This is a genomic window from Enterobacter sp. Crenshaw (assembly GCF_024734705.1).
GTDB classification, from domain to species: domain Bacteria; phylum Pseudomonadota; class Gammaproteobacteria; order Enterobacterales; family Enterobacteriaceae; genus Enterobacter; species Enterobacter asburiae_B.
In genome coordinates, this window is record NZ_CP102932.1 from 3142294 (window position 1) to 3166061 (window position 23768).

The window sequence follows — 23768 nt, forward strand, 5'->3', positions numbered from 1 at the left end:
CCTTTTGCGTATTGATAGCAAAAGCCACGAATTCCTCTTGCCTGAAAGGCCGCGCGCGAGTAATTTGGCGCGATATTTTTTACCTCCCGTAAACAGGATTACTGCAATGCCAAGAGCGAACGAAATTAAGAAAGGTATGGTGCTGAATTACAACGGCAAACTGCTGATTGTGAAAGATATCGACATTCAGGCACCCAGCGCCCGTGGTGCAGCAACGCTGTATAAAATGCGTTTCGCCGATGTGCGTACCGGCCTGAAGGTGGAAGAGCGCTTTAAAGGTGACGATATCGTCGATACCGTGACCCTGACCCGTCGCTACGTTGATTTCTCCTACATCGACGGCAACGAATACGTGTTCATGGACAAAGAAGATTACACCCCGTACATCTTTACCAAAGATCAGATTGAAGAAGAGCTGCTGTTCATCCCTGAAGGCGGCATGCCTGACATGCAGGTTCTGACCTGGGACGGCGCGCTGCTGGCGCTGGAGCTGCCGCAGACTGTCGATCTGGAAATCGTGGAAACCGCACCCGGCATCAAAGGCGCATCCGCAAGTGCGCGCAACAAACCGGCTACCCTGACCACCGGCCTGGTTGTGCAGGTGCCGGAATACCTCTCCGCTGGCGAGAAAATCCGCATCCATATCGAAGAAAAACGCTATATGGGTCGCGCTGACTGATTGCGGCGTTTGTCGGGTGGCGGCTTCGCCTTACCTGACCTGCAAAAACACAAAAACCGGCTATCAGGCCGGTTTTTTTATAGGCCCGGTAAGCGGCGCCACCGGGCAACAGCGCTTACAGAAGCTCCGGATACTTCGTCATCTTCAGCGCCAGCTCGACGCCGCGCACTTCCGCCATCCCTTTAAGACGGCCAATCGCCGAATAGCCCGGGTTGGTTTTCTTACGCAGATCGTCCAGCATCTGGTGGCCGTGATCCGGACGGAACGGGATAGGACGCACATCGCCCGCCTGCTTGCGACGCGCCTCTTCCGCCAGAATGGCGTCTACCACCGCTACCATATTCACATCGCCGCCCAGGTGCGCCGCCTCGTGGAAGGTTTTTGGGTTCTCTTCGCGGCAGGTCGCACGCAAGTGCGTAAAGTGAATGCGATCGCCAAAGGTTTCAATCATCCGCACCAGGTCGTTATCCGCACGCACGCCGTAGGAGCCGGTACACATGGTGAAGCCGTTATAGATGCTGTTTACCGTCTCTTTTAGCCACTGCATATCTTCAATAGTGGAAACAATGCGCGGCAGGCCGAGGATAGGACGCGGTGGATCGTCCGGGTGCACCGCCAGACGCACACCAGCTTCTTCAGCAACCGGCACGATAGCGCGCAGGAAATACGCCATGTTTTCACGCAGCTGCTGCTTATCAATATCGCCGTATTCCGCCAGGCGCGCGCGGAACTGATCCAGCGTATACCCCTCTTCCGCCCCCGGCAGGCCCGCAATGATATTACGGGTCAGCTTTTCGATGTCCGCGTCACTGGCGGCATTAAACCACGCGAGCGCCTGCTGCTGCTCTTCCGCGGTGTAATCCGCTTCGGCGCCGGGGCGTTTCAGAATGTGCAGCTCAAACGCCGCGAAGGCGATCTGGTCGAAACGCAGCGCTTTCGAGCCGTCCGGCATCTGATATTCAAGGTCGGTACGCGTCCAGTCGAGGATGGGCATGAAGTTATAGCAAACCGTATCAATGCCGCAGGCCGCCAGGTTGCGAATGCTCTGCTGATAGTTAGCAATCCAGGTCTGGTACTCCCCGGAATGGGTTTTGATGTCTTCGTGAACCGGGATGCTCTCTACTACAGACCAGGTTAACCCCTTCTCCGCCAGCAGCGCCTGACGCTGTTGAATTTCCTCTACCGGCCATACCTGACCGTTAGGAATATGATGCAGCGCCGTGACGACACCCGTTGCGCCTGCCTGGCGCACATCATCAAGAGAAACCGGATCGTTCGGCCCGTACCAACGCCAGGTTTGTTCCATTGCCTCACCCTCTTAAGTTGTTATACCAATATGCGTTACTGCAATGACGACTACCATACATGTTTACCGCTAAGGGTCAACATACCGCCACATATTGATTGATCAAACTCACAGAACGGGGATATTTACGGCTCACCAATTTTATTTGCTGTCATATAACTTTACACTGGCATTGTTAATTAATGGTTAATCAGGTGTGTATCTCATGAAGACAATTGCCTCCACCGCCCTTCCTGCCCAGGTTCAGCAGCCGCGCTACGATCGTCAGCAACTGCGCTCCCGCATCGTCCATTTTGGCTTTGGCGCGTTTCACCGTGCGCACCAGGCATTATTAACAAACCGGGTGCTGAATGAAAAAGGCGGCGACTGGGGTATTTGTGAGATTAGCCTTTTCAGCGGCGACGTGCTGATGAGCCAGCTGCGCGCGCAGGATCACCTGTTCACCGTGCTGGAGAAAGGGGCAGAAGGCAATGAGGCGATTATCGTCGGTGCCGTCCATGAATGCCTTAACGCAAAGCTGGACTCTCTGCCCGCCATTATTGAGAAATTTTGCGAGCCTCAGGTCGCAATTGTGTCGCTCACCATCACGGAGAAAGGCTATTGCATCGATCCCGCGACCGGGAAACTCGATCTGCACAACGCCCGGATAATCCACGATCTTGAAAACCCCTCAGAGCCGCATTCCGCACCCGGGATCCTGGTCGAAGCGCTTCACCGCCGCCGCGAGCGCGGCTTGCCTGCGTTTACCGTGCTCTCCTGCGATAATATCCCTGATAACGGGCACGTGGTGAAAAACGCGGTGCTGGGCATGGCGCAAAAGCGTTCCGCGGCGCTGTCTGAATGGATTGATAGCCACGTGAGCTTCCCGGGGACGATGGTTGACAGAATTGTTCCCGCCGCGACGGAAGCCTCGCTGGCTGAAATCACCGACGCGCTCGGCGTTGAAGATCCGTGCGCCATCAGCAGCGAGCCGTTTATTCAGTGGGTGGTGGAAGATAATTTTGTCGCCGGCCGTCCGGAGTGGGAAGTCGCGGGCGTTCAGATGGTGCAGGATGTTCTGCCGTGGGAGCAGATGAAATTGCGCATGCTCAACGGCAGCCACTCTTTCCTGGCGTATCTGGGGTACCTCGCGGGCTACGCCCATATTAATGAATGCATGGAGGACGCAGCGTTCCGCGAAGCCGCCCGTCGGCTGATGCTTGACGAGCAGGCGCCCACGTTACGCATTAAGGATGTCGACCTCACCGCCTACGCAGATAGCCTGTTGGAGCGCTTTGCCAACCCGGCACTTCAGCATCGGACCTGGCAAATCGCGATGGACGGTAGCCAGAAGCTTCCGCAAAGAATGCTGGACGGGATCCGCGTTCATCTCGAGCGAAAAACACCGTGGTCGCTGCTGGCCCTGGGCGTGGCCGGCTGGATACGCTACGTCAGCGGTACCGACGACCGTGGCAACGCGATTGATGTTCGCGATCCCCTCAGCGATAAAATTCGCACGATGGTCAATGCCAGCAGCGACACCGACCGCGTTAACGCCCTGCTGGGGCTGAGCGAGGTCTTTGGTCACGATCTCGCGCAAAACAGCGCGTTTGTGGAGGCTGTCAGCCAGGCATACCAGCGCATCACCCGCCACGGCGCGCGTCAGGCTGTTATCGAGACGTTAAATATTTAACGATTATTGCGCTTAACGCGAACGGATGAAGCCTCCGTTCGCCCTCCCCCTTCTCACCGGTCACGTTTTTCGCCAGGATAGAGAGATTAGTGTTATAGCATCACAATCCTCATCTGGAGCGCACGTGACCAAAACCAACCTCATCACCGGTTTTCTCGGCAGCGGTAAAACCACCTCAATTCTCCACCTGCTGGCGAATAAAGATCCGGCCGAGAAATGGGCCGTGCTGGTCAATGAATTTGGCGAGGTAGGCATTGACGGCGCGTTGCTGTCATCCAGCGGCGCGATGATTAAAGAGATCCCCGGCGGGTGCATGTGCTGCGTCAATGGCCTGCCGATGCAGGTCGGGCTCAATACGCTGCTGCGTCAGGGCAAACCCGACCGCCTGCTGATTGAGCCCACCGGGCTGGGCCATCCGAAGCAGATCCTCGATTTACTGACCGCCCCGGTTTACGAGCCGTGGATCGACCTGCGCGCCACCCTGTGTCTGCTCGATCCGCGTCAGCTTCTGGATGACAAAGCGGTGGCCAATGAGAACTTCCGCGATCAGCTCGCCTCGGCTGACGTTATTGTCGCGAATAAAGCAGATCGCGCCACGGCTGAAAGCCAGGCCGCGCTGGACGCGTGGTGGCAACATTTCGGCGGCAACCGCACGCGGGTGCAGACCACCCAGGGGAATATTGATAGCGCCCTGCTTGACCTTCCTCGTCTGAACCTCTCCGAGCTGCCTGCCAGCGCGGATCATTCGCACAGTCATCCGGTTAAGCAGGGTTTAGCCGCTCTCAGCCTGCCGGAACATCAGCGCTGGCGTCGTAACCTGAACAGCGGCCAGGGATATCAGGCCTGCGGATGGATATTTGATGCTGAAACCGTTTTCGACACCATCGGGATCCTGGAGTGGGCCCGACTTGCTCCCGTCGATCGCGTGAAAGGGATCATGCGCACGCCAGACGGGCTGGTGCGGATCAACCGTCAGGGTGACGATTTCTTTATTGAAACGCAGAATGTGGCGCCGCCTGACAGCCGAATAGAGTTAATTAGTGCGGTTAACGCCGACTGGAATGCCCTCCAGTCCAGCCTGTTGAGGATTCGTTTAAGTTCGGGCGGCTAACGTTGCCCCAGTTTTCACTCTATGCAGAACGTTATGACAACTCGATTTCCCCTGATATTACTGCTTAATGTCGCCGGTCTGGCGCTTTTCTTCTCCTGGTATATCCCGGCGGATCATGGTTTCTGGTTCCCGCTGGATTCTGCCATTTTTCACTTCTTCAACCAGGAGCTGGTGAAGAACAACGCGTTCCTGTGGCTGGTGGCAATTACCAACAACCGCGCCTTCGACGGTTTCTCGCTGCTGGCCATGGGCTGCCTGATGCTCTCTTTCTGGCTGAAAGAGGATAAAGCCGGGCGTCGGCGTATTCTCATTATCGGTCTGGTGATGCTGCTGTTTGCCGTTGTCATTAACCAGCTGGCAACTGCCATTATTCCGGTTAAGCGTTCAAGCCCAACGCTATTCTTCACTGATATTTATCGCGTCAGCGAACTGCTGCATATTCCAACAAAAGATGCGTCGAAGGACAGTTTCCCCGGCGATCACGGCATGATGCTGCTTATTTTTTCCGCAATTATGCTTCGCTATTTCGGCAGAAAAGCTTTTGCCATAGCCCTGATTATTTTTGTGGTTTTTGCCTTCCCGCGCGTAATGATTGGCGCTCACTGGTTTACCGATATTGCCGTCGGTTCGCTCTCCGTGGCGCTGATTGCGCTGCCGTGGTGTTTGATGACCCCACTGAGCGACAGGATAATAGCGCTGTTCGATCGCTATCTTCCCGGAAGAGCGCAACAACAATTAAACAAATAACTAACCTAAATTAACGTGAGCTATCAGGGATCGACATGATCCCTGATAGCGTTCTCGCCGCGATCTTTCCCCACTGTCATATTCTCGTCATCATATTCATGATAAAAATGAAGCAATTGCATACTGGCGGAGCGGATCCGTCGCTATTTTGAGCAATTCTATGTTTTTACTTTCTGTATCACATTTTCTTATAAAAAAAAGGCTTTTTTTTCTCGCAATACCCCAGGCAATCGGTTAATCTCGAACTCGTTTTGCCCCATAGAGATAATTATTTCACTGGCGAATAATTTTGTGCGCTGTGCCACAAATGTGACCAGAAAGAATTGTCTCAATGTGAACAGATAATTAGTCTCGTCACGTTTGGCATTTTTATAACGATATTTGTCGTTAAGGACTTCAAGGGATAATAAACAAAATGGTCAAATCTCAACCGTTTCTGAGATATATCTTACGGGGGATCCCGGCGATAGCAGTCGCGGTACTGTTATCTGCATGTAGTACATCGAACACCGCAAAGAATATGCATCCTGAGACGCGTGTTGTGGGAATGGAAGATTCCTCGTCACTGCAAGCCTCTCAGGATGAATTTGAAAATATGGTACGTAATCTGGACGTGAAGTCCCGCATTATGGACCAGTATGCTGACTGGAAAGGCGTGCGCTATCGCCTTGGCGGCAGCACAAAAACAGGTATTGATTGTTCCGGTTTTGTACAGCGTACGTTCCGTGAGCAATTTGGGTTAGATCTTCCGCGTTCAACCTATGAACAGCAGGAGATGGGCAAGTCGATTTCACGTACCAAACTGCGCACCGGTGATTTAGTTCTGTTCCGTGCCGGTTCTACAGGTCGACATGTTGGCATCTACATTGGTAATGACCAGTTTGTACATGCCTCCACCAGCAGCGGTGTGACCATTTCCAGCATGAATGAACCGTACTGGAAGAAGCGCTACAACGAAGCACGCCGCGTACTGACCCGCAGTTAATATGACTATCGTATCGTTGGTTATCCCTTGGCTGGCGATATGATGAAAAAAAGCACTGCTTCGGCAGTGTTTTTTTTTGCCCGTTACACTGAATACATCCAGCGGCATTTCAGGAATCACGACGTCTATGTTCACCCGCTATTTCTCCAGCAATCGCAAAATATTGATCCTCAGCATCATCACAGGCCTGATCGCCGCCCTGCTCCTGGGTTCGTTGCAATTTTTCTGGAGCTACCACAAGCGGGAAGTCAAATTCGACACCCTTATCCACGATGTGAGCATCTATATGGAGAGCTATTTCGATGAGTTAAAAAATTCTATCGATGTGCTCCAGCCGCTCACGTTAAACAACTGTCACGACGTCAATCAGGAACTTACCTCGCGCGCTGCCTTTAGCGTTAACGTTCGCGCATTCCTGCTGGTCAGAGACAAAATGGCGTTCTGCTCTTCTGCCACGGGGCCGATGAATGTCCCCATGGAGGAGCTGATCCCCGAGCTGCACATCGACAAACAGATTGATATGGAATTGCTTCCAGGCACCCCGATGTTGCCCAACAAGCCCGCGATTGCCATCTGGTACCGTAACCCGCTAGTGAAGGACGGAGGCGTGTTTACCTCGGTGAATCTCAATCTAACGCCTTACCTGCTCTACACCGCGCGCCAGGACGAATTTGCCGGCATTGCCATCATTATTGGCGATCATGCGCTGTCAACGCGCTCCAGCACGCTGGTCCTTGCGCATGATCTACATGAAACTCCGGCCCGTACCGCGACGCTGAAAGACGTTCCCCTGACCATCAACCTGTATGCTGACGCATGGACCAGCGATGAAATTCTCTACGCCCTGTTCTTCGGGCTGGTATGCGGAATTTGTGCCGGATCGCTCAACTACTATATCCTCAGCATTCGCCTCAACCCGGGTAAAGAGATTTTAAGCGCCATTAAGCGCGGTCAGTTTTATGTGGTTTATCAGCCCGTCGTCGATGCTAAATCGCTCCAGATGACCGGGCTTGAAGTGCTGATGCGCTGGAAACACCCGACAATGGGGGAAATTCCGCCGGACGCGTTTATCAACTTTGCCGAAGCGCAGAAGCTGATTGTCCCGCTGACGCTGCATCTCTTTGACCTTATCATTCACGATGCCCCCGTGTTACAAACCCTGTTACCTCCGGGAGCAAAGGTGGGCATCAACATTGCGCCGGGGCATCTGCATGCGGAAAGCTTCAAAGACGATATGCGCACCTTCAAAGCGCTACTGCCGCAGGATTACTTCCAGATAGTGCTGGAAATTACCGAGCGCGACATGCTCAATCATCGGGAAGCCAACAGCCTTTTCGAATGGCTGCACAACGAAGGGTTTGAGATAGCCATTGATGATTTTGGCACCGGCCACAGCGCGCTGATTTATCTTGAGCATTTCACCATGGACTACCTCAAGATTGACCGCGGTTTTGTTAATGCAATTGGTACTGAGACCGTGACGTCGCCGGTGCTGGATGCCGTCCTGACGCTGGCAAGACGACTGAATATGTCGACCGTCGCCGAAGGGGTGGAAACGCCGGAACAGGCCGCCTGGCTGCGCGAACACGGCGTTAATTTCCTGCAGGGATACTGGATTAGCCGCCCGATGCCGCTGGCGCAGTTCCGCGAATGGCGGCCTGATATTTCGCCCGAGGGCGATTAATTTCACATTGCCCGTGACGTCACTTATTATTCAGCTTAACCGAGCCGGTCTGTAAAAGAGGGAGCCGCCGCGAGATGCTTATGCGCTTCATGTTGCTGATGTTGGCACTAACGAGCCTGTCCAGCCAGGCGCAGGCCATCAAAGAAAATATCGCCTTCGCGGTGATTGGCGAGCCGAAATATGCGGTCAATTTTACGCACTTCGATTACGTTAACCCTGCCGCGCCGAAGGGCGGAAAGGTCACGCTTTCCGCCACGGGAACATTCGACAACTTCAACCGCTTCGCCCTGCGCGGCGTGGCGGCCGCGCGAACGGAATCGCTTTACGATACGCTCTTCGTCACGTCGGATGATGAGCCCGGCAGCTATTATCCGCTGATTGCCGAAAACGTGCGTTACGCCGATAACTTCGCCTGGGCGGAAATCTCGCTGAATCCGCGAGCACGTTTTCACGACGGTACGCCGGTGAAGGCCAGCGACGTCGCGTTCACCTTCCATAAATTCATGACCGAAGGCGTCCCCCAGTTCCGCATCGTGTATAAAGGCGCATCCGTTAGAGCCATCGCGCCGCTCACCGTGCGCATCAAGCTGAGCGAACCGAACAAAGAGAACATGCTCAGCCTGTTCTCGCTGCCGGTGATGCCGGAATCATTCTGGAAAAATCATAAGCTAAGCGACCCGCTTTCTACGCCGCCGCTGGCAGGCGGCCCATACCGCATCACCGACTGGCGCATGGGGCAATATGTCGTTTACTCTCGCGTGAAAGACTACTGGGCGGCAGACCTGCCGGTAAACCGCGGGCGCTGGAATTTCGACACCCTTCGCTATGATTACTACCTCGACGATAACGTGGCGTTTGAAGCATTTAAAGCCGGCGCTTTCGATTTACGCGTCGAGAGCAGCGCCAAAAACTGGGCGACACGCTATATCGGCAAAAATTTCGCCAAAGGCTATATCGTCAAAGACGAGCACAAAAATGAGTCTGCCCAGGACACCCGCTGGCTGGCGTTTAATATTCAGCGTCCGGTATTTAATGACCGCCGGGTGCGCGAAGCCATTTCCCTGGCCTTTGATTTTGAGTGGATGAACAAAGCGCTGTTTTACGGGGCTTACAGCCGTGCCAACAGCTATTTCCAGAACACCGAATACGCCGCGCGCGATTACCCGAAAGCCGACGAGCTGGCTCTGCTGGCGCCGCTGAAAGCGGAGCTGCCGCCCCAGGTGTTCACCACCGTGTTTCAGCCGCCCGCGTCGAACGGTGACGGTTACGACCGCGACAACCTGCTGAAAGCCAGCAAACTGCTGGATGACGCGGGCTGGCATCTGAAAAATCAAAAGCGTGTGGATGCCAAAACGGGCAAGCCTCTCAGCTTTGAGCTGCTGCTCTCGTCCGGGGGCAACGATCAGTGGGTACTGCCGTTTAAGCACAACCTTGAGCGGCTGGGCGTGACCATGAACATTCGCCAGGTCGATAACGCGCAGATCACCAGCCGCATGCGCAGCCGTGATTACGACATGATGCAGCGCCTGTGGCCCGCCCAGCCATGGCCCAGCTCGGACCTGCAAATCTCCTGGGCCTCCAGCTACATTGACTCCTCCTACAATGCACCGGGGGTAAAAAGCCCGGCGATTGACGCGCTGATTGCGAAAATAGTGGCGGCGCAGGGGGATAAAGAAAAGCTCCTGCCGCTCGGGCGCGCCCTCGACAGGGTCCTGACCTGGAACTACTACATGCTGCCGATGTGGTATATGGGCGAAGATCGCCTTGCGCGCTGGGACAAGTTCTCCGTGCCTGCCGTGCGCCCTGTCTACTCCCTGGGCTTTGATACCTGGTGGTATGACGTTAACAAAGCCGCCAGACTTCCCGCTGAGCGGCGATAAGGAATCATCATGGGTGCCTATCTTCTCCGTCGTCTCCTGCTGATTATCCCCACCCTGTGGGCCATCATCACGATTAACTTTTTTATCGTGCAAATCGCCCCCGGCGGCCCGGTCGATCAGGCAATTGCCGCCATTGAATTTGGCAACAGCGGCGGCATGCCCGGCGGCGGCGGTGAAGGGATGGGCGCGAGCCATGCGCGAACCGGCGTAGGGAATATCAGCGAAAGCCATTATCGCGGCGGACGCGGGCTGGATCCGGAAGTGATCGCCGAGATCACCCACCGCTACGGCTTTGACAAACCGATTCACGAGCGCTATTTCAAGATGCTCTGGGATTACATCCGCTTTGATTTTGGCGATAGCCTGTTTCGCAGTGCGTCAGTGTTAACGTTGATCAAGCAAAGCCTGCCGGTTTCGATAACGCTGGGGCTGTGGGGAACGCTAATTATCTATCTGGTCTCTATACCGCTCGGGATCCGCAAAGCGGTGTATAACGGCAGCCGGTTTGATATCTGGAGCAGCACGTTCATCATCATTGGCTATGCCATTCCGGCGTTTCTGTTTGCCGTCCTGCTGATCGTCTTTTTTGCCGGGGGAAGCTATTTCGACCTCTTCCCGCTGCGGGGGCTGGTCTCCGCCGATTTCAGCTCCCTGCCGTGGTATCAGAAAATCACCGACTATCTCTGGCATATCACGCTGCCGGTGCTGGCCACGGTCATCGGCGGGTTTGCGGCCCTGACCATGTTGACCAAAAACGCCTTTCTCGATGAAATTCGTAAACAGTACGTCGTTACCGCCCGCGCCAAGGGCGTGAGCGAGAAGCAGATCATGTGGAAACACGTGTTCCGCAACGCCATGCTGCTGGTGATCGCCGGATTTCCGGCCACGTTCATCGGCATGTTTTTTACCGGCTCGCTGCTGATAGAGGTGATGTTCTCGCTCAACGGCCTGGGGCTGCTGGGCTATGAAGCTACCGTATCGCGCGATTATCCGGTGATGTTTGGCACACTCTATATTTTCACCCTGATTGGCCTGCTGCTGAATATCATTAGTGATATCAGCTATACGCTGGTCGATCCCCGAATCGATTTTGAGGGCCGCTGATGCCGCGTTTAAGCCCCGTCAACCAGGCCCGCTGGGCCCGTTTTCGCCACAACCGCCGCGGCTACTGGTCGCTGTGGATTTTTGCCGTGCTGTTTGCCTTAAGCATGTGTTCGGAGCTGATCGCCAACGACAAGCCGTTGCTGGTGCATTTTAACGACCGCTGGTATGTGCCGGTTATCGCCAACTACAGCGAAAGCGACTTTGGCGGCCCGTTTGCGACACCGGCGGAGTATCAGGATCCGTGGCTTCGCCAGCAGATTGAGCAGCACGGCTGGGCGCTCTGGGCGCCGGTGCGCTTTGGCGCAAACAGCATTAACTTCGCCACCACGACGCCCTTCCCTTCCCCGCCCTCCGCGCAAAACTGGCTGGGAACGGATGCTAACGGCGGGGACGTGCTGGCGCGCATCCTGTATGGCACACGAATTTCTCTTCTCTTCGGGCTGATGCTGACGATCTTCTCAAGCGTAATGGGCGTCGTGGCGGGCGCCGTTCAGGGCTACTACGGCGGGAAAATCGACCTGTGGGGCCAGCGGGTTATTGAAGTCTGGTCAGGCATGCCAACGCTGTTTCTGATCATCCTGCTTTCCAGCGTGGTGCAGCCCGGCTTCTGGTGGCTGTTAGGCATCACCGTCCTGTTCGGCTGGATGGCGCTGGTGGGCGTGGTGCGCGCGGAGTTCCTGCGCACCCGCAATTTCGACTATATTCGCGCCGCGCAGGCGCTTGGCGTGAGCGATCGGGGGATCATCTTCCGCCACATGCTGCCCAACGCGGTCGTGGCAACGCTCACTTTCCTGCCGTTTATTCTGTGCAGCTCCATCACCACCCTCACCTCGCTGGATTTTCTTGGTTTCGGGCTACCGCTGGGTTCCCCGTCGCTCGGCGAACTGCTGCTGCAGGGTAAGAACAACCTGCAGGCGCCGTGGTTAGGCATCGCCGCCTTTCTTTCCGTGGCCGTGCTGCTGTCGCTGCTGATTTTTATTGGCGAAGCCGTGCGCGATGCCTTCGATCCGAACAAGGCGGTATAAAATGACCCAGCCTCTTCTGAGTATTGATAACCTGTCGATTGCTTTTTCAAAGCAGGACGAGACGCGCACCGTGGTCACCGACCTGTCGCTGCAGATCCAGCCCGGGGAAACGCTGGCCCTGGTGGGCGAGTCGGGTTCAGGCAAGAGCGTCTCAGCACTCTCCATCCTGCGGCTGCTGCCTTCTCCACCGGTGAGCTACCCGCAAGGGGATATTCTGTTTCACGGCAGCTCGCTGCTGCATGCCGACGAACATACCCTGCGCGGTATTCGCGGCAACAAAATCGCGATGATCTTCCAGGAGCCGATGGTTTCCCTCAACCCGCTGCACAGCCTCGAGAAACAGCTCTATGAAGTGCTCTCCCTGCACCGGGGGATGCGCAAAGAGGCCGCGCGGGGAGAAATTCTGGATTGTCTGGAACGAACGGGCATACGCAATGCGGCCAAACGGCTGAATGATTTTCCGCACCAGCTCTCCGGCGGCGAACGCCAGCGCGTGATGATCGCCATGGCCCTGCTCACGCGACCCGAGCTGTTGATTGCCGACGAGCCCACAACGGCGCTGGACGTGACGGTACAGGCGCAAATATTGACGCTGCTGCGGGAACTGCGTGACGAGCTGAACATGAGCCTGCTGTTTATCACGCACAACCTGAGCATTGTGAGAAAGCTGGCCGACAGCGTCGCGGTGATGCAAAACGGACGATGCGTTGAACAGAATAGCGCGTCCACGCTGCTGAGCGCGCCGCAGCACCCCTATACGCAGCGCCTGCTCGACAGCGAACCCTCCGGCGACCCGGTTCCGCTCGCGGCTGACAGCACACCGCTGCTGCGCGTTGAGGATTTGTCCGTCTCGTTCCCGATCCGCAAAGGTATTCTGCGGCGCATCGTCGACCAGAATCCGGTGCTAAAAAACATCCGCTTCTCGCTGCGCCCGGGAGAATCTCTGGGGCTAGTGGGCGAATCCGGTTCCGGCAAAAGCACCACCGGTCTGGCGCTGCTGCGCTTAATTGCCTCCCAGGGCGAGATCTTCTTTGACGATATGCCGCTGCACCGCTGGAACCGCCGCCAGATGCTGCCCGTGCGGCCCCGCATGCAGGTGGTGTTTCAGGATCCCAATTCCTCGCTTAACCCCCGGCTCAGCGTGTTACAGATTATCGAGGAGGGTCTTCGCGTACATCAGCCCGGCCTGAGCGCTCAGCAGCGCGAGCAGGAAGTTAAGCGGGTGATGGCCGAAGTGGGCCTGGATGCAGAGACCCGCCACCGCTATCCGGCTGAATTCTCCGGCGGGCAGCGCCAGCGTATCGCCATTGCCCGCGCGCTGATCCTGAAGCCGGAGCTGATTATTCTGGATGAACCGACGTCGTCGCTGGACAGAACCGTTCAGGCGCAGATCCTGGCGCTGCTGAAAGGGCTTCAGGAAAAGCACCGGCTGGCCTATATCTTTATCAGCCACGATCTTCAGGTGGTGCGGGCGCTATGCCATCAGGTGATTGTGTTGCGACGGGGAGAAGTGGTCGAGCAGGGAGAGTGCCAGCGCGTATTTAGCGCGCCAACGCAGCGCTACACGCGCCAGCTGTTGTCGGCAGACTAGCGGTCAGAACGGGTACTGGCCGGAGAAAGGCTCCGCGATGGCAACGCCAAAATTCTTCAGACGGCAGGTGGCGGCAAACTCGTCCTGGCTCTTCACGAACAGGCACGGCTCACCTTCACACTCCAGCACGGAGCTGTCCACTTCGATATCCGTCAGGGCCTGACTGAGACGCTCCATCACCCGCCATGCATTTTCGTCGCTCGGGCTCAGCAGCTTGAGTGCCACCAGGCAGTTTTCACAGCCCGCGACGCTTTGCGGAATCGGTTCAACTTTCGAACCTGCAAAACCCGCCGACCAGCGATAGCTCTGGGGCAAGCGATGGACAATGGAGAGTTGTAATGTATTCACGTTCGTTCCCCGGAAGCAAATTTACTTCACAATTTATTTACATTTATAGTAACACATCATCGCCAGCCTGCACTATTCAGCGCTTTTTTATCGATATCCAGGCTAGCGTCGGCGCTATATGTACCCGTTTCTGCGATCTAACTCAACCTTTTTGAATACAATGATGTGACTTTTTACACAAATAGATTTTACATAAAATAAACAAACACGGAATAAACGAACGGGGGTTTGGTTGATATGCATCAACAAAAAAGGCCCTGTCGGGCCTTCTCTGTATTTTAGTGGGCCGCTTTTCGCGGTCGACTGGCGTAAAGATAGAAGAGTATCGAACTGGTTGCGCAAAAAGCCATCGCCCACAGCATGGGCCATGCCGTCGTAAAGGTAGCCATTGAAAGCAACGCCCCAACGATAGCGCCGATGCCGAAGCGGAACGTCCCCGCCAGGGAAGAGGCGGTGCCCGCCATATGCGGAAACTCATCCAGGATCACCGCCATCGCATTAGATGACACCATCGACACGCAGCCGACAAAGGCCGCTACGCCGACCACCAGCGCCCAGAAGCCCACGCCCAGAAACGCGCTCACCACCAGCCAGATAGCCATCACAAACTGGATCCACAGCCCGGCGCGGAACATGTTCAGCGCCCCCACCCGCCGGACAAAACGGCTGTTGATGATGGTCATGATGAACAGGAAGACGATGTTAAGCGCGAAATAGTAGCCGAAGTGCTGCGGCGAAACGTGATTCAGTTCAATGTAGACAAACGGCCCGGCGCTCAGGAAGGAGAACATCCCGGCGAAGCTGAACCCGCTTGCCAGCATGTAGCTGAGCACGCGCTTGTGGCGAAACAGCGAGGCAAAGTTGCCGATTGTGGTTCGGATGTGGAATTTCTGGCGGCGCTCGACGGGAAGCGTTTCATCAATAAAGAAGAAGATCATCGCCGAGGCCAGCAGCGCGGCCAGGGCCAGGATCCAGAAAATCACGTGCCAGCTAAACCACACCAGCACCGCACCACCGGCCATCGGGGCCACCAGCGGCGCAATCGTCGTCACCAGCATCACGAACGACATCATGCGGGAGAACTCTTCTTTAGGGTAGATATCGCGCATCAGGGCGTTAATCACCACGCTTGCCGCAGCCGCCGCCAGACCGTGGAAGAAGCGCATGATAATCAGATGATCGATGGTCTGCGCCAGCGCACAGGCCACCGCTGCGGCTGCAAAGACCAGCGTCCCGCCCAGAATAACGGGCTTGCGTCCAAGACTGTCCGCCATCGGGCCATAAAACAGCTGGCCGAGGGCAAAGCCGAGAATATAGGTGCTGAGCGTCATCTGCGCGCTGCCCGCCGGAACGCCAAACTGCGCGGAAATGACCGGCAGCGCGGGCAGGTACATATCAATAGACAGCGGCATCAGCATGGCCAGCAGGCCAAGAATGAAGACGATTTTGAACGACGAGTGTGGCCTGGTGGTCACAGAGCTCTCCTGAAATTAGTGCGAAGGCAGACCGACGCTGGCGATCTCTTCTTCCGTTAACGGGCGATATTCGCCTGGCGCCAGGTCGGGATCGAGTTCGATCGCACCAATCCGCTCACGATGCAGGCCAACAACGTGGTTCCCCACCGCGGCAAACATACGTTTCACCTGATGGTAGCGCCCTTCGCTGATGGTCAGACGGACCTCCGTCGGCGCGATCACCTCAAGCACGGCGGGTTTGGTCAGATCTTTTTCATTATGCAGCTGAACGCCTTTCGTGAATTGCTCTGCCGTGTCATCCGACACCGGCGACTCCAGCGTGACCAGATAGGTTTTCTCGCAGTGGTGACGCGGGGAAGTAATGCGATGCGACCACTGCCCGTCGTCGGTCATCAGCACCAGACCCGTGGTGTCGATGTCGAGGCGGCCTGCGGCGTGCAGCTTGTGCGCCACCGGTTCGTCGAGGAAATAGAGCACCGTCGGGTGATCGGGATCGTCCGTTGAGCAGACGTAGCCTTCCGGCTTATTGAGCATGAAGTAGCGCGGACCGTGCTGCTGGGTCAGCGGATTGCCGTCATACTCCACCTGATGGTCAGGTTGCAGTTTGAACGCGCTGTCTCTCACAATGTCGCCATCCACGGTAACGCGGCTGGCGCGAATTTCGCGCCCGGCAATAGCGCGGCTTACGCCGAGTTGCTGAGCGATAAACTTATCAAGTCGCATGAAATCTTTTTAGCCTTAATGGTGCTGGAAGTCGGACAACAGGTCCGAAAAAAGAAGCAGTCTGGAACGGTTCAGTATAATGGTCTGGTTGCGTCACTCAAGGGAAAAAGTTTCGTGGCATACTATCTATACCCTAAATAATTCGAGTTGCATGAAGGCGGCAAAGGAGTGAATCCCCGGGAGCTTACATAAGTAAGTGACCGGGGTGAACGAGTGCAGCCAACGCACAGGCAACTTGAAGTATGACGGGTATATGTGCGGAATAACGAAACCGAGACCCTATGACTTTTACACTTCGTCCCTATCAGCAGGAAGCCGTTGACGCCACCCTCGCCTGGTTCCGTATGCATCGCGAGCCGGCGGCGATTGTGCTCCCGACCGGCGCAGGCAAAAGCCTGGTCATCGCCGAACTGGCGCGTCTGGCCCGTGGTCGCGTGCTGGTGCTGGCACACGTCAAAGAGCTCGTCGCGCAAAACCATGCCAAGTATTGTGCGCTTGGGCTGGAAGCCGATATTTTCGCCGCCGGGCTAAAGCGCAAAGAGAGCCACGGCAAAGTGGTCTTCGGCAGCGTGCAGTCGGTGGCGCGCAATCTGGAGCTGTTTCGCAGCGAATTTTCGCTGCTGATTGTTGACGAGTGTCACCGCATCAGCGATGACGACGACAGCCAGTATCAGCAAATTCTGGCTCACCTGAAAGCGGTGAACCCTCACCTGCGCCTGCTGGGCCTGACGGCGACCCCGTTTCGCCTGGGGAAAGGCTGGATCTATCGCTATCATTATCACGGCATGGTGCGCGGCGATGACAAGGCCCTGTTTAGCGACTGCATCTACGAGCTTCCGCTGCGCTACATGATTAAACATGGCTACCTGACGCCGCCTGAACGGCTGGATATGCCGGTGGTACAGTACGATTTCAGCCGTCTGCAGGCACAGAGCAACGGCTTATTCAGCGAAGCGGATCTCAATCAGGAGCTGAAAAAGCAGAAGCGTATTACGCCGCATATTATCAGCCAGATTGAGGAGTTCGCCGCGACGCGCAAAGGGGTGATGATCTTTGCCGCCACCGTTGAGCACGCGCGAGAAATCACCGGATTATTGCCCGCCGGCGACGCGGCGTTAATCACCGGCGAAACGCCCGGCCCGGAGCGCGACGGCCTGATTGACGCGTTTAAGGCCCAGCGGTTCCGCTATCTGGTAAACGTGTCGGTATTGACCACCGGCTTTGACGCCCCACACGTCGACCTGATCGCCATTTTGCGCCCGACCGAATCGGTCAGTCTGTATCAGCAGATTGTTGGCCGCGGCCTGCGCCTGGCCCCGGGAAAAACCGACTGCCTGATTCTGGATTATGCCGGTAACCCGCACGATCTCTATACGCCTGAAGTCGGCGCACCAAAAGGGAAAAGCGACAACGTGCCCGTACAGGTCTTTTGCCCTGCCTGCGGGTTTGCCAACACCTTCTGGGGAAAAACCACCGCCGACGGTACGCTGATCGAACACTTTGGCCGCCGCTGTCAGGGCTGGTTTGAAGATGATGACGGGCATCGCGAGCAGTGCGATTTCCGCTTCCGGTTCAAAAACTGCCCGCAGTGCAACGCCGAAAACGACATTGCCGCTCGCCGCTGCCGGGAATGCGACACGGTACTGGTTGACCCGGACGACATGCTGAAAGCGGCGCTAAAGCTGAAAGATGCCCTGGTGCTGCGCTGTTCCGGCATGGCACTGCAGCCCGGCGCCGATGAAAAAGGCGAGTGGCTGAAAATCACCTATTACGATGAAGACGGAGCGGACGTCAGCGAGCGCTTCCGGGTTCAGACGCCTGCCCAGCGAATGGCCTTCGAACAGCTGTTTATCCGCCCGCATACCCGCACGCCGGGCGTGCCCCTGCGCTGGATAACCGTAGCCGATATCGTGCGTCAGCAGGTGTTATTGCGCCATCCGGATTTTGTCGTCGCCCGTAAGAAAAGCCAGTTCTGGCAGGTGCGCGAGAAACTTTTTAACTATGAAGGTCGCTTCCGTCGCGCCAACGAATTGCGCGGTTAGCGGGACTTTTCATTGATGTGAGGGGCATTTGAGTATAAAATGCCGCCCGCTTCACATCCGTGAGGCAGAACACTCACCTGCTGCTGGGTCGCCTGTAGCAGGGTTTTAAATACAGAGAGAAATCAATGTTCACTATCGAAGCAGAAGTACGTAACGTGCAGGGTAAGGGTGCGAGCCGCCGCCTGCGTAACGCTAACAAGTTCCCGGCTATCGTTTACGGTGGCGAAGCTGCTCCAGTTGCAATCGAACTGGATCACGACAAACTGTGGAACCTGCAGACCAAAGCTGAATTCTACAGCGAAGTTCTGACCATCGTTGTTGGCGGTAAAGAAGAAAAAGTGAAAGTTCAGGCTGTTCAGCGTCACCCGTTCAAGCCAAAACTGTCTCACATCGACTTCGTTCGCGCGTAATCGCAAACACGTCGAAAAAAAACCCCGCTTCTGCGGGGTTTTTTTATGGCTGTTATTTCCCGCCCGAGGTGCGGCGCTGAAGCTGATCGCGCAGGTTCGGCGGCGTGCCTTTAATGGTCAGCGTATCGGTGGCCGGATCCCAGAAGATGCGTTCACCCAGCAACATCGCGTCAAAGTTGATGGTTAACCCACCGCCGCTGCCGGCAAACTTGGTTAACTGACGCAGCGTACTGCGATCCGCCGGGAAGCTCTCTTCAAGCTCATAGCCTTTCTCCGCGGTGAATTCCTGGAAGCTGACTTCGCTGACGCCCGCCAGCTCTTTTGACAGGGACTCCAGCTCGATCTCCTCCCCTGCCTGCAGCTGTTCGTTGCAGTAGCTGTAAACCTGCTGGCGCACGGTCTGACGCTCAGATTTATCGAGCTGCGCTTCAGCCGTGAAGTCGTCAACCGCCTGGAGAAGCCCTTTGTTCTGCGCTTTGGCGTTAAGACCTTCGCTGGCACCGAGGAAATCCATAAAGAAATCCGCCACTTTGCGGCCCACGCGCCCCTTCAGGAAAGTCAGGTAGCGGGTCGACTCCGGGTTGGTTTCCCACTCGGTCAAATCAATACGCGCCACGATATCCGCATGGTTGATATCCAGATAATGCGTTGAGCTGATATCCAGCTGCTCGTTCACACGCATGCTGCTTAAGTTATTCAGCACGGTAACCAGCAGATACTCTACCGCCAGGTAGCGATAGTGGCAGAACAGCACGATCCCGCCGTCGGCGAACGGATATTTCGCCAGCTCATCGCGCAGACGCCCGGTGGCGGCACGGCTAAACGCCAGGAAATCCTCTTCGCCCTGACGCTGCAGGCGCAGGCTATCAGCCAGTTCACTCTCTTCGCTGAACAGGCCATAGGCTTTATTTTTGGCACTGTAGACGCGATGCAGCTCTGCCATCATCTCCACCACGGTCGCCGTGGGTTCCAGTAACGAATCGCGTAGCACCACTTCAAGGGTTTGCTCATCACGCTTGATAAGCTGGTGCAAGGCAATCTGGTTGATTTCCAGACTCATGATAAACTCTCCTTTTAGACCGGGCGGTATTCAACCACCACCAGGACATGTGTGCAACAACAGATAAAAAAGGGGAAAAAAAGCTGTTGCTACGGTAATATGTTGCCCTTTCATCAACAAACTGATTTTGATTTATGCCACAACATTCCCGCTACAGTGATGAACACGTTGAACAACTGCTCAGTGAGCTGGTCAACGTACTGGAAAAACATAAAACGCCGACCGATCTCTCCCTGATGGTTTTGGGAAATATGGTCACCAACCTGATTAACACCAGCGTTGCTCCGGCTCAGCGTCAGGCGATCGCAAAATCGTTCGCCCAGGCTTTACAGTCGTCCGTCAGCAACGACCCGGCCCATTAAGGGATACGAACAACAGTTTATGGTGACGAATCGTCAGCGCTACCGTGAAAAAGTCTCCCAGATGGTCAGCTGGGGGCACTGGTTTGCCCTGTTCAACATTCTGCTGGCGACGGTCATTGGCTGTCGTTATCTGTTTGTCGCAGACTGGCCAACAACGCTAACCGGGCGTATCTACTCCTGGATAAGCGTTGTCGGTCACTTTAGCTTTTTGGTTTTCGCCACCTATCTGCTGATCCTGTTCCCCTTGACGTTTATCGTCATGTCGCAGCGTCTGATGCGGTTCTTGTCCGCCATCCTTGCGACGGTGGGGATGACGCTGCTGCTTATCGACAGTGAAGTGTTCACCCGCTTCCACCTGCACCTCAACCCCATCGTCTGGGAACTGGTGATTAACCCCGACCAGAACGAAACGGCCCGTGACTGGCAGCTGATGTTTATCAGCGTCCCGGTGATCCTGCTGATTGAGATGCTGTTCGCCACCTGGAGCTGGCAAAAGCTCCGCAGCCTGACCCGGCGACGCCATTATGCGAAGCCCGTCGCCGCGCTCTTTTTCGTCTCCTTTATCAGTTCGCACATTATGTATATCTGGGCGGATGCGAACTTCTATCGCCCTATTACCATGCAGCGCGCGAACCTGCCGCTCTCGTACCCGATGACGGCCCGTCGCTTCCTCGAGAAACACGGCCTGCTCGATGCGCAGGAGTACCAGCGCCGTCTTATCGAGCAGGGTAATCCGGAAGCCGTCAGCGTTCAGTATCCTCTCAGCGACCTGAACTACCGCGATATGGGACGAGGGCAAAACGTCCTGCTGATCACCGTCGATGGCCTGAACTATTCCCGCTTCGAGAAGCAGATGCCGGCGCTGGCCGCTTTCGCGAGTCAGAACGTCTCGTTTACTCAGCATATGAGTTCCGGTAACACAACCGATGCGGGCATCTTTGGCCTCTTCTATGGCATTTCAGCCGGCTACATGGACGGCGTACTGTCTACCCGCACGCCTGCGGCGCTGATCACCGGGCTGAATCAGCAAGGCTATCAGTTAGGGTTGTTCTCCTCCGATGGCTTTAACAGCCCGCTTTACCGTCAGGCGCTGCTGTCCGATTTCTCACTGCCGACGGCGCAAAATCAGTCCGACGCGCAGACCGCCAGCCAATGGATAAACTGGCTGCAGCGCTACGCCCAGGAAGATAATCGCTGGTTCTCATGGGTTGCCTTTAACGGCACAACGCTTGCCAACAGCAATAAGAGTGACTTTGCGCGCCGCTACGGCCGCGCGGCTGGCGATGTTGATGCGCAGATAGGCCGCGTGCTTGACGCGCTTCGCGAGTCGGGCAAGCTGGACAACACCGTGGTGATCGTGACCGCGGGCCATGGCATCCCGCTAGGTGACGAGACGAAGAGTATGAGCTGGTCTCGCCCGAATCTGCAGGTTCCGCTGGTGATCCACTGGCCTGGCACCCCGGCGCAGCGCATCAATATGCTCACCGAGCATAAAGATGTGATGACCACCCTGATGCAACGCCTGCTGCACGTCAGCACGCCAGCAAACGAATATTCGCAGGGGCAGGATCTCTTCAGCGCCGCGCGCCGCCACAGCTGGGTGACGGCGGCGGGGAATAATACGCTGGTGGTGACCACGCCGAAGCTGACGCTGGTGCTGAACAGCAACGGGAATTATCAGACGTATAATCTGCAGGGTGAACGGCTGAAAGACCAGAAACCGCAGCTGAGCCTGCTGCTTCAGGTCCTGACGGATGAGAAGCGCTTCATCGCTAACTGATTAATAATAAACCAGTTAGCGACAGATTCCCTTGCATTCAAAACGGAATCGAGTAGTATTCTTTTTATGCGTCGGCACGTAGCGCAGCCTGGTAGCGCACCGTCATGGGGTGTCGGGGGTCGGAGGTTCAAATCCTCTCGTGCCGACCAAAAACATATTGAAAACCAGCCTGATGGCTGGTTTTTTTATTTCGCCTCGTCCGGCGTTTTGCGCAGATACACAAGCGTAGTCAGACAAATCACCGCTCCGGCATAAAACGTATATTCCGCGCCAAACGTTTCCCATATCGCGCCGGCTCCCACGCTGGCGATTAATAATCCCACGCCGCTGACCAGACTAAAAATACCGAAAGCCGTGCCGCGCAGATCGGGCGGTGCGGTTTTAGCGATCATTGCCGCCAGTAGTCCCTGGGTCATACCCATATGTATTCCCCAAAGCGCGACGCCTAAAATGACCCCCATCCAGTGGCTGCTCAGCGCCAGAACAACATCTGCACCAATCAGCACCATTAGCCCCCACTGCAGAAGCCGGGTGTGGCTCATGCCATCAGAAAGTTTGCCAAAAGGGTATGCGGAAAGGGAATAGAGTACGTTCATGACCACCATCACCAGCGGAATAAGGGCCAGAGGAACGCCCGACTGCTGCGCACGAAGGACGAGAAAAGCCTCGCTAAACCGGGCAAGCGTGAACACTGCACCAAGGCCAATCACCCACCAGCACGCTTTACCCAGCCGCCTTAAATTCTCTCGTTTAATGGGATTAGTACGTTTATGTTCGAGGGGAGTTTTCGGCTCCTGAAGGCCAAAATAGAGCAAGGCAACTGAAAGCAGACCGGGGATAAGGGCTATCCAGAAAACAGTGCGAAAGTCGTTGTCCAGCAATAGCATTAAGCTTACGGCCAGTAATGGGCCAAGAAATGCGCCTGTGGTATCCATTGACTGACGCAGACCATATGCCGCACCACGCATTTCCGGCGGCGTGACGTCTGCAACCAGTGCATCCCGCGGTGCGCCCCGTATCCCCTTCCCCGTACGGTCTATCAGACGTGCGCCTAAAACCATCCCGGAAGAGGACGCTAATGCGAAAAGGGGTTTGCTTAACGCCCCCAGGCCATACCCTAGCAGGGCCAGCCCCTTACGTTGACCCAGGTAGTCGCTTATCGCCCCCGAAAAGACCTTAATAAAAAGCGCAGTGGCCTCCGCCAGCCCTTCAATCAGGCCGATAAACAGCACGCTCGTACCGAGGGTGGTCATCATAAAAAGTGGCAGCAGGCTGTGAATACTCTCTGACGAGATATCCATCAACATACTGACGCCTCCCACAACCCAGACGCCTTTGGGGATCTGGCTGAGCACTGGAAATCTGGAACGCATCTACCGCTCCTGCTTTAAAAACAGTTGCCTGAATGCTTACAGGATAGGATATCGCGGATTAAAAAAACCTGAGGAGAGTGGGATGAGACCATAAAAAAAGCCATCCGGCAGGATGGCTTAGTTATCGCAGGTCGACGCTTAATGCTTCTCACGTCCGCCCAGGAAGAAAATGCCCAGCGGGATGGCCAGCAGAACGGTGAACACCAGGCTGTAGACGAAGATCATCGCCGACTGCAGGACATACATGCTGGTTGTCCAGGCAGAGAGGGGGATATTGTACTGTTCGATAACGCCAACAATGGTTGCCCGCCCCACGCACGCGGCGGCAATCATAAATACGACCAGCAGCGCCAGGAGGAACTTGCGGCCTTCAGGCGTTTTCAGTTTTGCACGAACCATCTCTCTTCCCTT

Annotated in this window: 21 protein-coding genes and 1 tRNA gene; 15 read left to right on the top strand and 7 right to left on the bottom strand. The window is 55.9% G+C overall.

From position 1 onward, the window contains the following. The first annotated feature begins 106 nt into the window (after positions 1–106). Positions 107–679: an elongation factor P-like protein YeiP gene (yeiP, locus tag NWV12_RS14990; RefSeq protein ID WP_101744608.1), complete on the top strand. Its 573-nt coding sequence runs from the start codon at positions 107–109 to the stop codon at positions 677–679. Between the two features lie 115 nt (positions 680–794). Here yeiP and uxuA read toward each other — a convergent pair whose 3' ends face one another. After that, the gene (gene uxuA, locus NWV12_RS14995; protein ID WP_045888643.1) at positions 795–1985 is read right to left on the bottom strand and encodes a mannonate dehydratase; all 1191 of its coding nucleotides are present in this window, start codon (positions 1983–1985) and stop codon (positions 795–797) included. 205 nt (positions 1986–2190) lie between these two features. On the opposite strand from uxuA, the gene NWV12_RS15000 reads away from it, so the two are divergent. The 9 genes from NWV12_RS15000 to yejF all read left to right on the top strand — a co-directional run bounded on the left by NWV12_RS15000 (position 2191) and on the right by yejF (position 13784). Continuing rightward, positions 2191–3657: a mannitol dehydrogenase family protein gene (locus NWV12_RS15000; protein WP_048980006.1), complete on the top strand. Its 1467-nt coding sequence runs from the start codon at positions 2191–2193 to the stop codon at positions 3655–3657. A 124-nt stretch (positions 3658–3781) separates the two neighbouring features. Further along, on the top strand, positions 3782–4768 hold the full coding sequence (locus NWV12_RS15005; RefSeq protein WP_047647244.1) for a GTP-binding protein: 987 nt from the start codon (positions 3782–3784) through the stop codon (positions 4766–4768). Between the two features lie 33 nt (positions 4769–4801). After that, entirely contained in the window at positions 4802–5515 is a 714-nt protein-coding gene (locus NWV12_RS15010; RefSeq protein WP_172620292.1) for a phosphatase PAP2 family protein, read from the top strand. Between the two features lie 415 nt (positions 5516–5930). Continuing rightward, a complete protein-coding gene (gene mepS / locus NWV12_RS15015; protein ID WP_008500946.1) occupies positions 5931–6500 on the top strand; it encodes a bifunctional murein DD-endopeptidase/murein LD-carboxypeptidase in 570 nt (189 codons plus the stop codon). 127 nt (positions 6501–6627) lie between these two features. Next, positions 6628–8184 (top strand): cyclic di-GMP phosphodiesterase, encoded by a 1557-nt coding sequence (locus NWV12_RS15020; protein WP_029740963.1) that lies wholly within the window; start codon positions 6628–6630, stop codon positions 8182–8184. Positions 8185–8258: 74 nt separating this feature from the next. After that, positions 8259–10064 carry an extracellular solute-binding protein gene (locus NWV12_RS15025; RefSeq protein WP_047060559.1) on the top strand — a complete coding sequence of 602 codons (1806 nt, stop codon included), beginning with the start codon at positions 8259–8261 and terminating at the stop codon, positions 10062–10064. Positions 10065–10073: 9 nt separating this feature from the next. Then, complete coding sequence (locus NWV12_RS15030; protein ID WP_045402802.1) at positions 10074–11168, top strand: microcin C ABC transporter permease YejB; 1095 nt, start codon at positions 10074–10076, stop codon at positions 11166–11168. Beyond that, complete coding sequence (locus tag NWV12_RS15035; RefSeq protein ID WP_023312492.1) at positions 11168–12193, top strand: ABC transporter permease; 1026 nt, start codon at positions 11168–11170, stop codon at positions 12191–12193. Before NWV12_RS15030 ends, NWV12_RS15035 begins: the two co-directional genes overlap by 1 nt. 1 nt (position 12194) lies before the next feature. Further along, positions 12195–13784, top strand: coding sequence for a microcin C ABC transporter ATP-binding protein YejF (gene yejF, locus NWV12_RS15040; RefSeq protein ID WP_048980008.1), 1590 nt, complete (start codon positions 12195–12197; stop codon positions 13782–13784). Positions 13785–13787: 3 nt separating this feature from the next. On the opposite strand, the gene NWV12_RS15045 is transcribed toward yejF, so the two are convergent. The 3 genes from NWV12_RS15045 to rsuA form a co-directional block, all read right to left on the bottom strand. After that, positions 13788–14132, bottom strand: coding sequence for a YejG family protein (locus tag NWV12_RS15045; protein ID WP_028013883.1), 345 nt, complete (start codon positions 14130–14132; stop codon positions 13788–13790). 278 nt (positions 14133–14410) lie between these two features. Next, positions 14411–15607 (bottom strand): Bcr/CflA family multidrug efflux MFS transporter, encoded by a 1197-nt coding sequence (locus NWV12_RS15050; RefSeq protein WP_008500953.1) that lies wholly within the window; start codon positions 15605–15607, stop codon positions 14411–14413. 15 nt (positions 15608–15622) lie between these two features. After that, the gene (gene rsuA / locus NWV12_RS15055; protein WP_045354252.1) at positions 15623–16330 is read right to left on the bottom strand and encodes a 16S rRNA pseudouridine(516) synthase RsuA; all 708 of its coding nucleotides are present in this window, start codon (positions 16328–16330) and stop codon (positions 15623–15625) included. 281 nt (positions 16331–16611) lie between these two features. Here rsuA and NWV12_RS15060 point away from each other — a divergent pair, with 281 nt between their 5' ends. Together NWV12_RS15060 and rplY are read left to right on the top strand one after the other, a co-directional pair. Further along, positions 16612–18372 (top strand): DEAD/DEAH box helicase, encoded by a 1761-nt coding sequence (locus NWV12_RS15060; protein ID WP_048980009.1) that lies wholly within the window; start codon positions 16612–16614, stop codon positions 18370–18372. Positions 18373–18497: 125 nt separating this feature from the next. After that, entirely contained in the window at positions 18498–18782 is a 285-nt protein-coding gene (gene rplY / locus NWV12_RS15065; protein ID WP_029740955.1) for a 50S ribosomal protein L25, read from the top strand. Between the two features lie 52 nt (positions 18783–18834). Here the strand turns inward: rplY and yejK are convergent, their stop codons facing one another. Beyond that, entirely contained in the window at positions 18835–19842 is a 1008-nt protein-coding gene (gene yejK / locus NWV12_RS15070) for a nucleoid-associated protein YejK (protein ID WP_008500957.1), read from the bottom strand. A gap of 134 nt (positions 19843–19976) precedes the next feature. Between yejK and NWV12_RS15075 the strand changes: the two genes are divergently transcribed. The 3 genes from NWV12_RS15075 to NWV12_RS15085 all read left to right on the top strand — a co-directional run bounded on the left by NWV12_RS15075 (position 19977) and on the right by NWV12_RS15085 (position 22133). Continuing rightward, on the top strand, positions 19977–20204 hold the full coding sequence (locus NWV12_RS15075; protein WP_008500958.1) for a YejL family protein: 228 nt from the start codon (positions 19977–19979) through the stop codon (positions 20202–20204). Positions 20205–20223: 19 nt separating this feature from the next. Continuing rightward, complete coding sequence (gene yejM / locus NWV12_RS15080) at positions 20224–21984, top strand: LPS biosynthesis-modulating metalloenzyme YejM (RefSeq protein WP_047060568.1); 1761 nt, start codon at positions 20224–20226, stop codon at positions 21982–21984. A gap of 72 nt (positions 21985–22056) precedes the next feature. Beyond that, a tRNA-Pro gene (locus NWV12_RS15085) sits at positions 22057–22133 on the top strand. Positions 22134–22169: 36 nt separating this feature from the next. Here NWV12_RS15085 and NWV12_RS15090 read toward each other — a convergent pair. After that, the gene (locus NWV12_RS15090) at positions 22170–23357 is read right to left on the bottom strand and encodes an MFS transporter (RefSeq protein WP_033146051.1); all 1188 of its coding nucleotides are present in this window, start codon (positions 23355–23357) and stop codon (positions 22170–22172) included. A 138-nt stretch (positions 23358–23495) separates the two neighbouring features. Next, a complete protein-coding gene (locus NWV12_RS15095) occupies positions 23496–23756 on the bottom strand; it encodes a DUF2534 family protein (protein ID WP_008500962.1) in 261 nt (86 codons plus the stop codon). Positions 23757–23768: the final 12 nt, after the last annotated feature.

What these genes read in the sequence shown, in the direction of transcription:
- yeiP (WP_101744608.1), top strand. Translation starts at nt 107, where the DNA reads ATGCCAAGAGCGAACGAAATTAAGAAAGGTATGGTGCTGAATTACAAC.
- uxuA (WP_045888643.1), bottom strand. Translation starts at nt 1,985, where the DNA reads ATGGAACAAACCTGGCGTTGGTACGGGCCGAACGATCCGGTTTCTCTT.
- NWV12_RS15000 (WP_048980006.1), top strand. Translation starts at nt 2,191, where the DNA reads ATGAAGACAATTGCCTCCACCGCCCTTCCTGCCCAGGTTCAGCAGCCG.
- NWV12_RS15010 (WP_172620292.1), top strand. Translation starts at nt 4,802, where the DNA reads ATGACAACTCGATTTCCCCTGATATTACTGCTTAATGTCGCCGGTCTG.
- mepS (WP_008500946.1), top strand. Translation starts at nt 5,931, where the DNA reads ATGGTCAAATCTCAACCGTTTCTGAGATATATCTTACGGGGGATCCCG.
- NWV12_RS15020 (WP_029740963.1), top strand. Translation starts at nt 6,628, where the DNA reads ATGTTCACCCGCTATTTCTCCAGCAATCGCAAAATATTGATCCTCAGC.
- NWV12_RS15025 (WP_047060559.1), top strand. Translation starts at nt 8,259, where the DNA reads ATGCTTATGCGCTTCATGTTGCTGATGTTGGCACTAACGAGCCTGTCC.
- NWV12_RS15030 (WP_045402802.1), top strand. Translation starts at nt 10,074, where the DNA reads ATGGGTGCCTATCTTCTCCGTCGTCTCCTGCTGATTATCCCCACCCTG.
- NWV12_RS15035 (WP_023312492.1), top strand. Translation starts at nt 11,168, where the DNA reads ATGCCGCGTTTAAGCCCCGTCAACCAGGCCCGCTGGGCCCGTTTTCGC.
- yejF (WP_048980008.1), top strand. Translation starts at nt 12,195, where the DNA reads ATGACCCAGCCTCTTCTGAGTATTGATAACCTGTCGATTGCTTTTTCA.
- rsuA (WP_045354252.1), bottom strand. Translation starts at nt 16,330, where the DNA reads ATGCGACTTGATAAGTTTATCGCTCAGCAACTCGGCGTAAGCCGCGCT.
- NWV12_RS15060 (WP_048980009.1), top strand. Translation starts at nt 16,612, where the DNA reads ATGACTTTTACACTTCGTCCCTATCAGCAGGAAGCCGTTGACGCCACC.
- rplY (WP_029740955.1), top strand. Translation starts at nt 18,498, where the DNA reads ATGTTCACTATCGAAGCAGAAGTACGTAACGTGCAGGGTAAGGGTGCG.
- yejK (WP_008500957.1), bottom strand. Translation starts at nt 19,842, where the DNA reads ATGAGTCTGGAAATCAACCAGATTGCCTTGCACCAGCTTATCAAGCGT.
- NWV12_RS15075 (WP_008500958.1), top strand. Translation starts at nt 19,977, where the DNA reads ATGCCACAACATTCCCGCTACAGTGATGAACACGTTGAACAACTGCTC.
- yejM (WP_047060568.1), top strand. Translation starts at nt 20,224, where the DNA reads ATGGTGACGAATCGTCAGCGCTACCGTGAAAAAGTCTCCCAGATGGTC.
- NWV12_RS15090 (WP_033146051.1), bottom strand. Translation starts at nt 23,357, where the DNA reads ATGCGTTCCAGATTTCCAGTGCTCAGCCAGATCCCCAAAGGCGTCTGG.
- NWV12_RS15095 (WP_008500962.1), bottom strand. Translation starts at nt 23,756, where the DNA reads ATGGTTCGTGCAAAACTGAAAACGCCTGAAGGCCGCAAGTTCCTCCTG.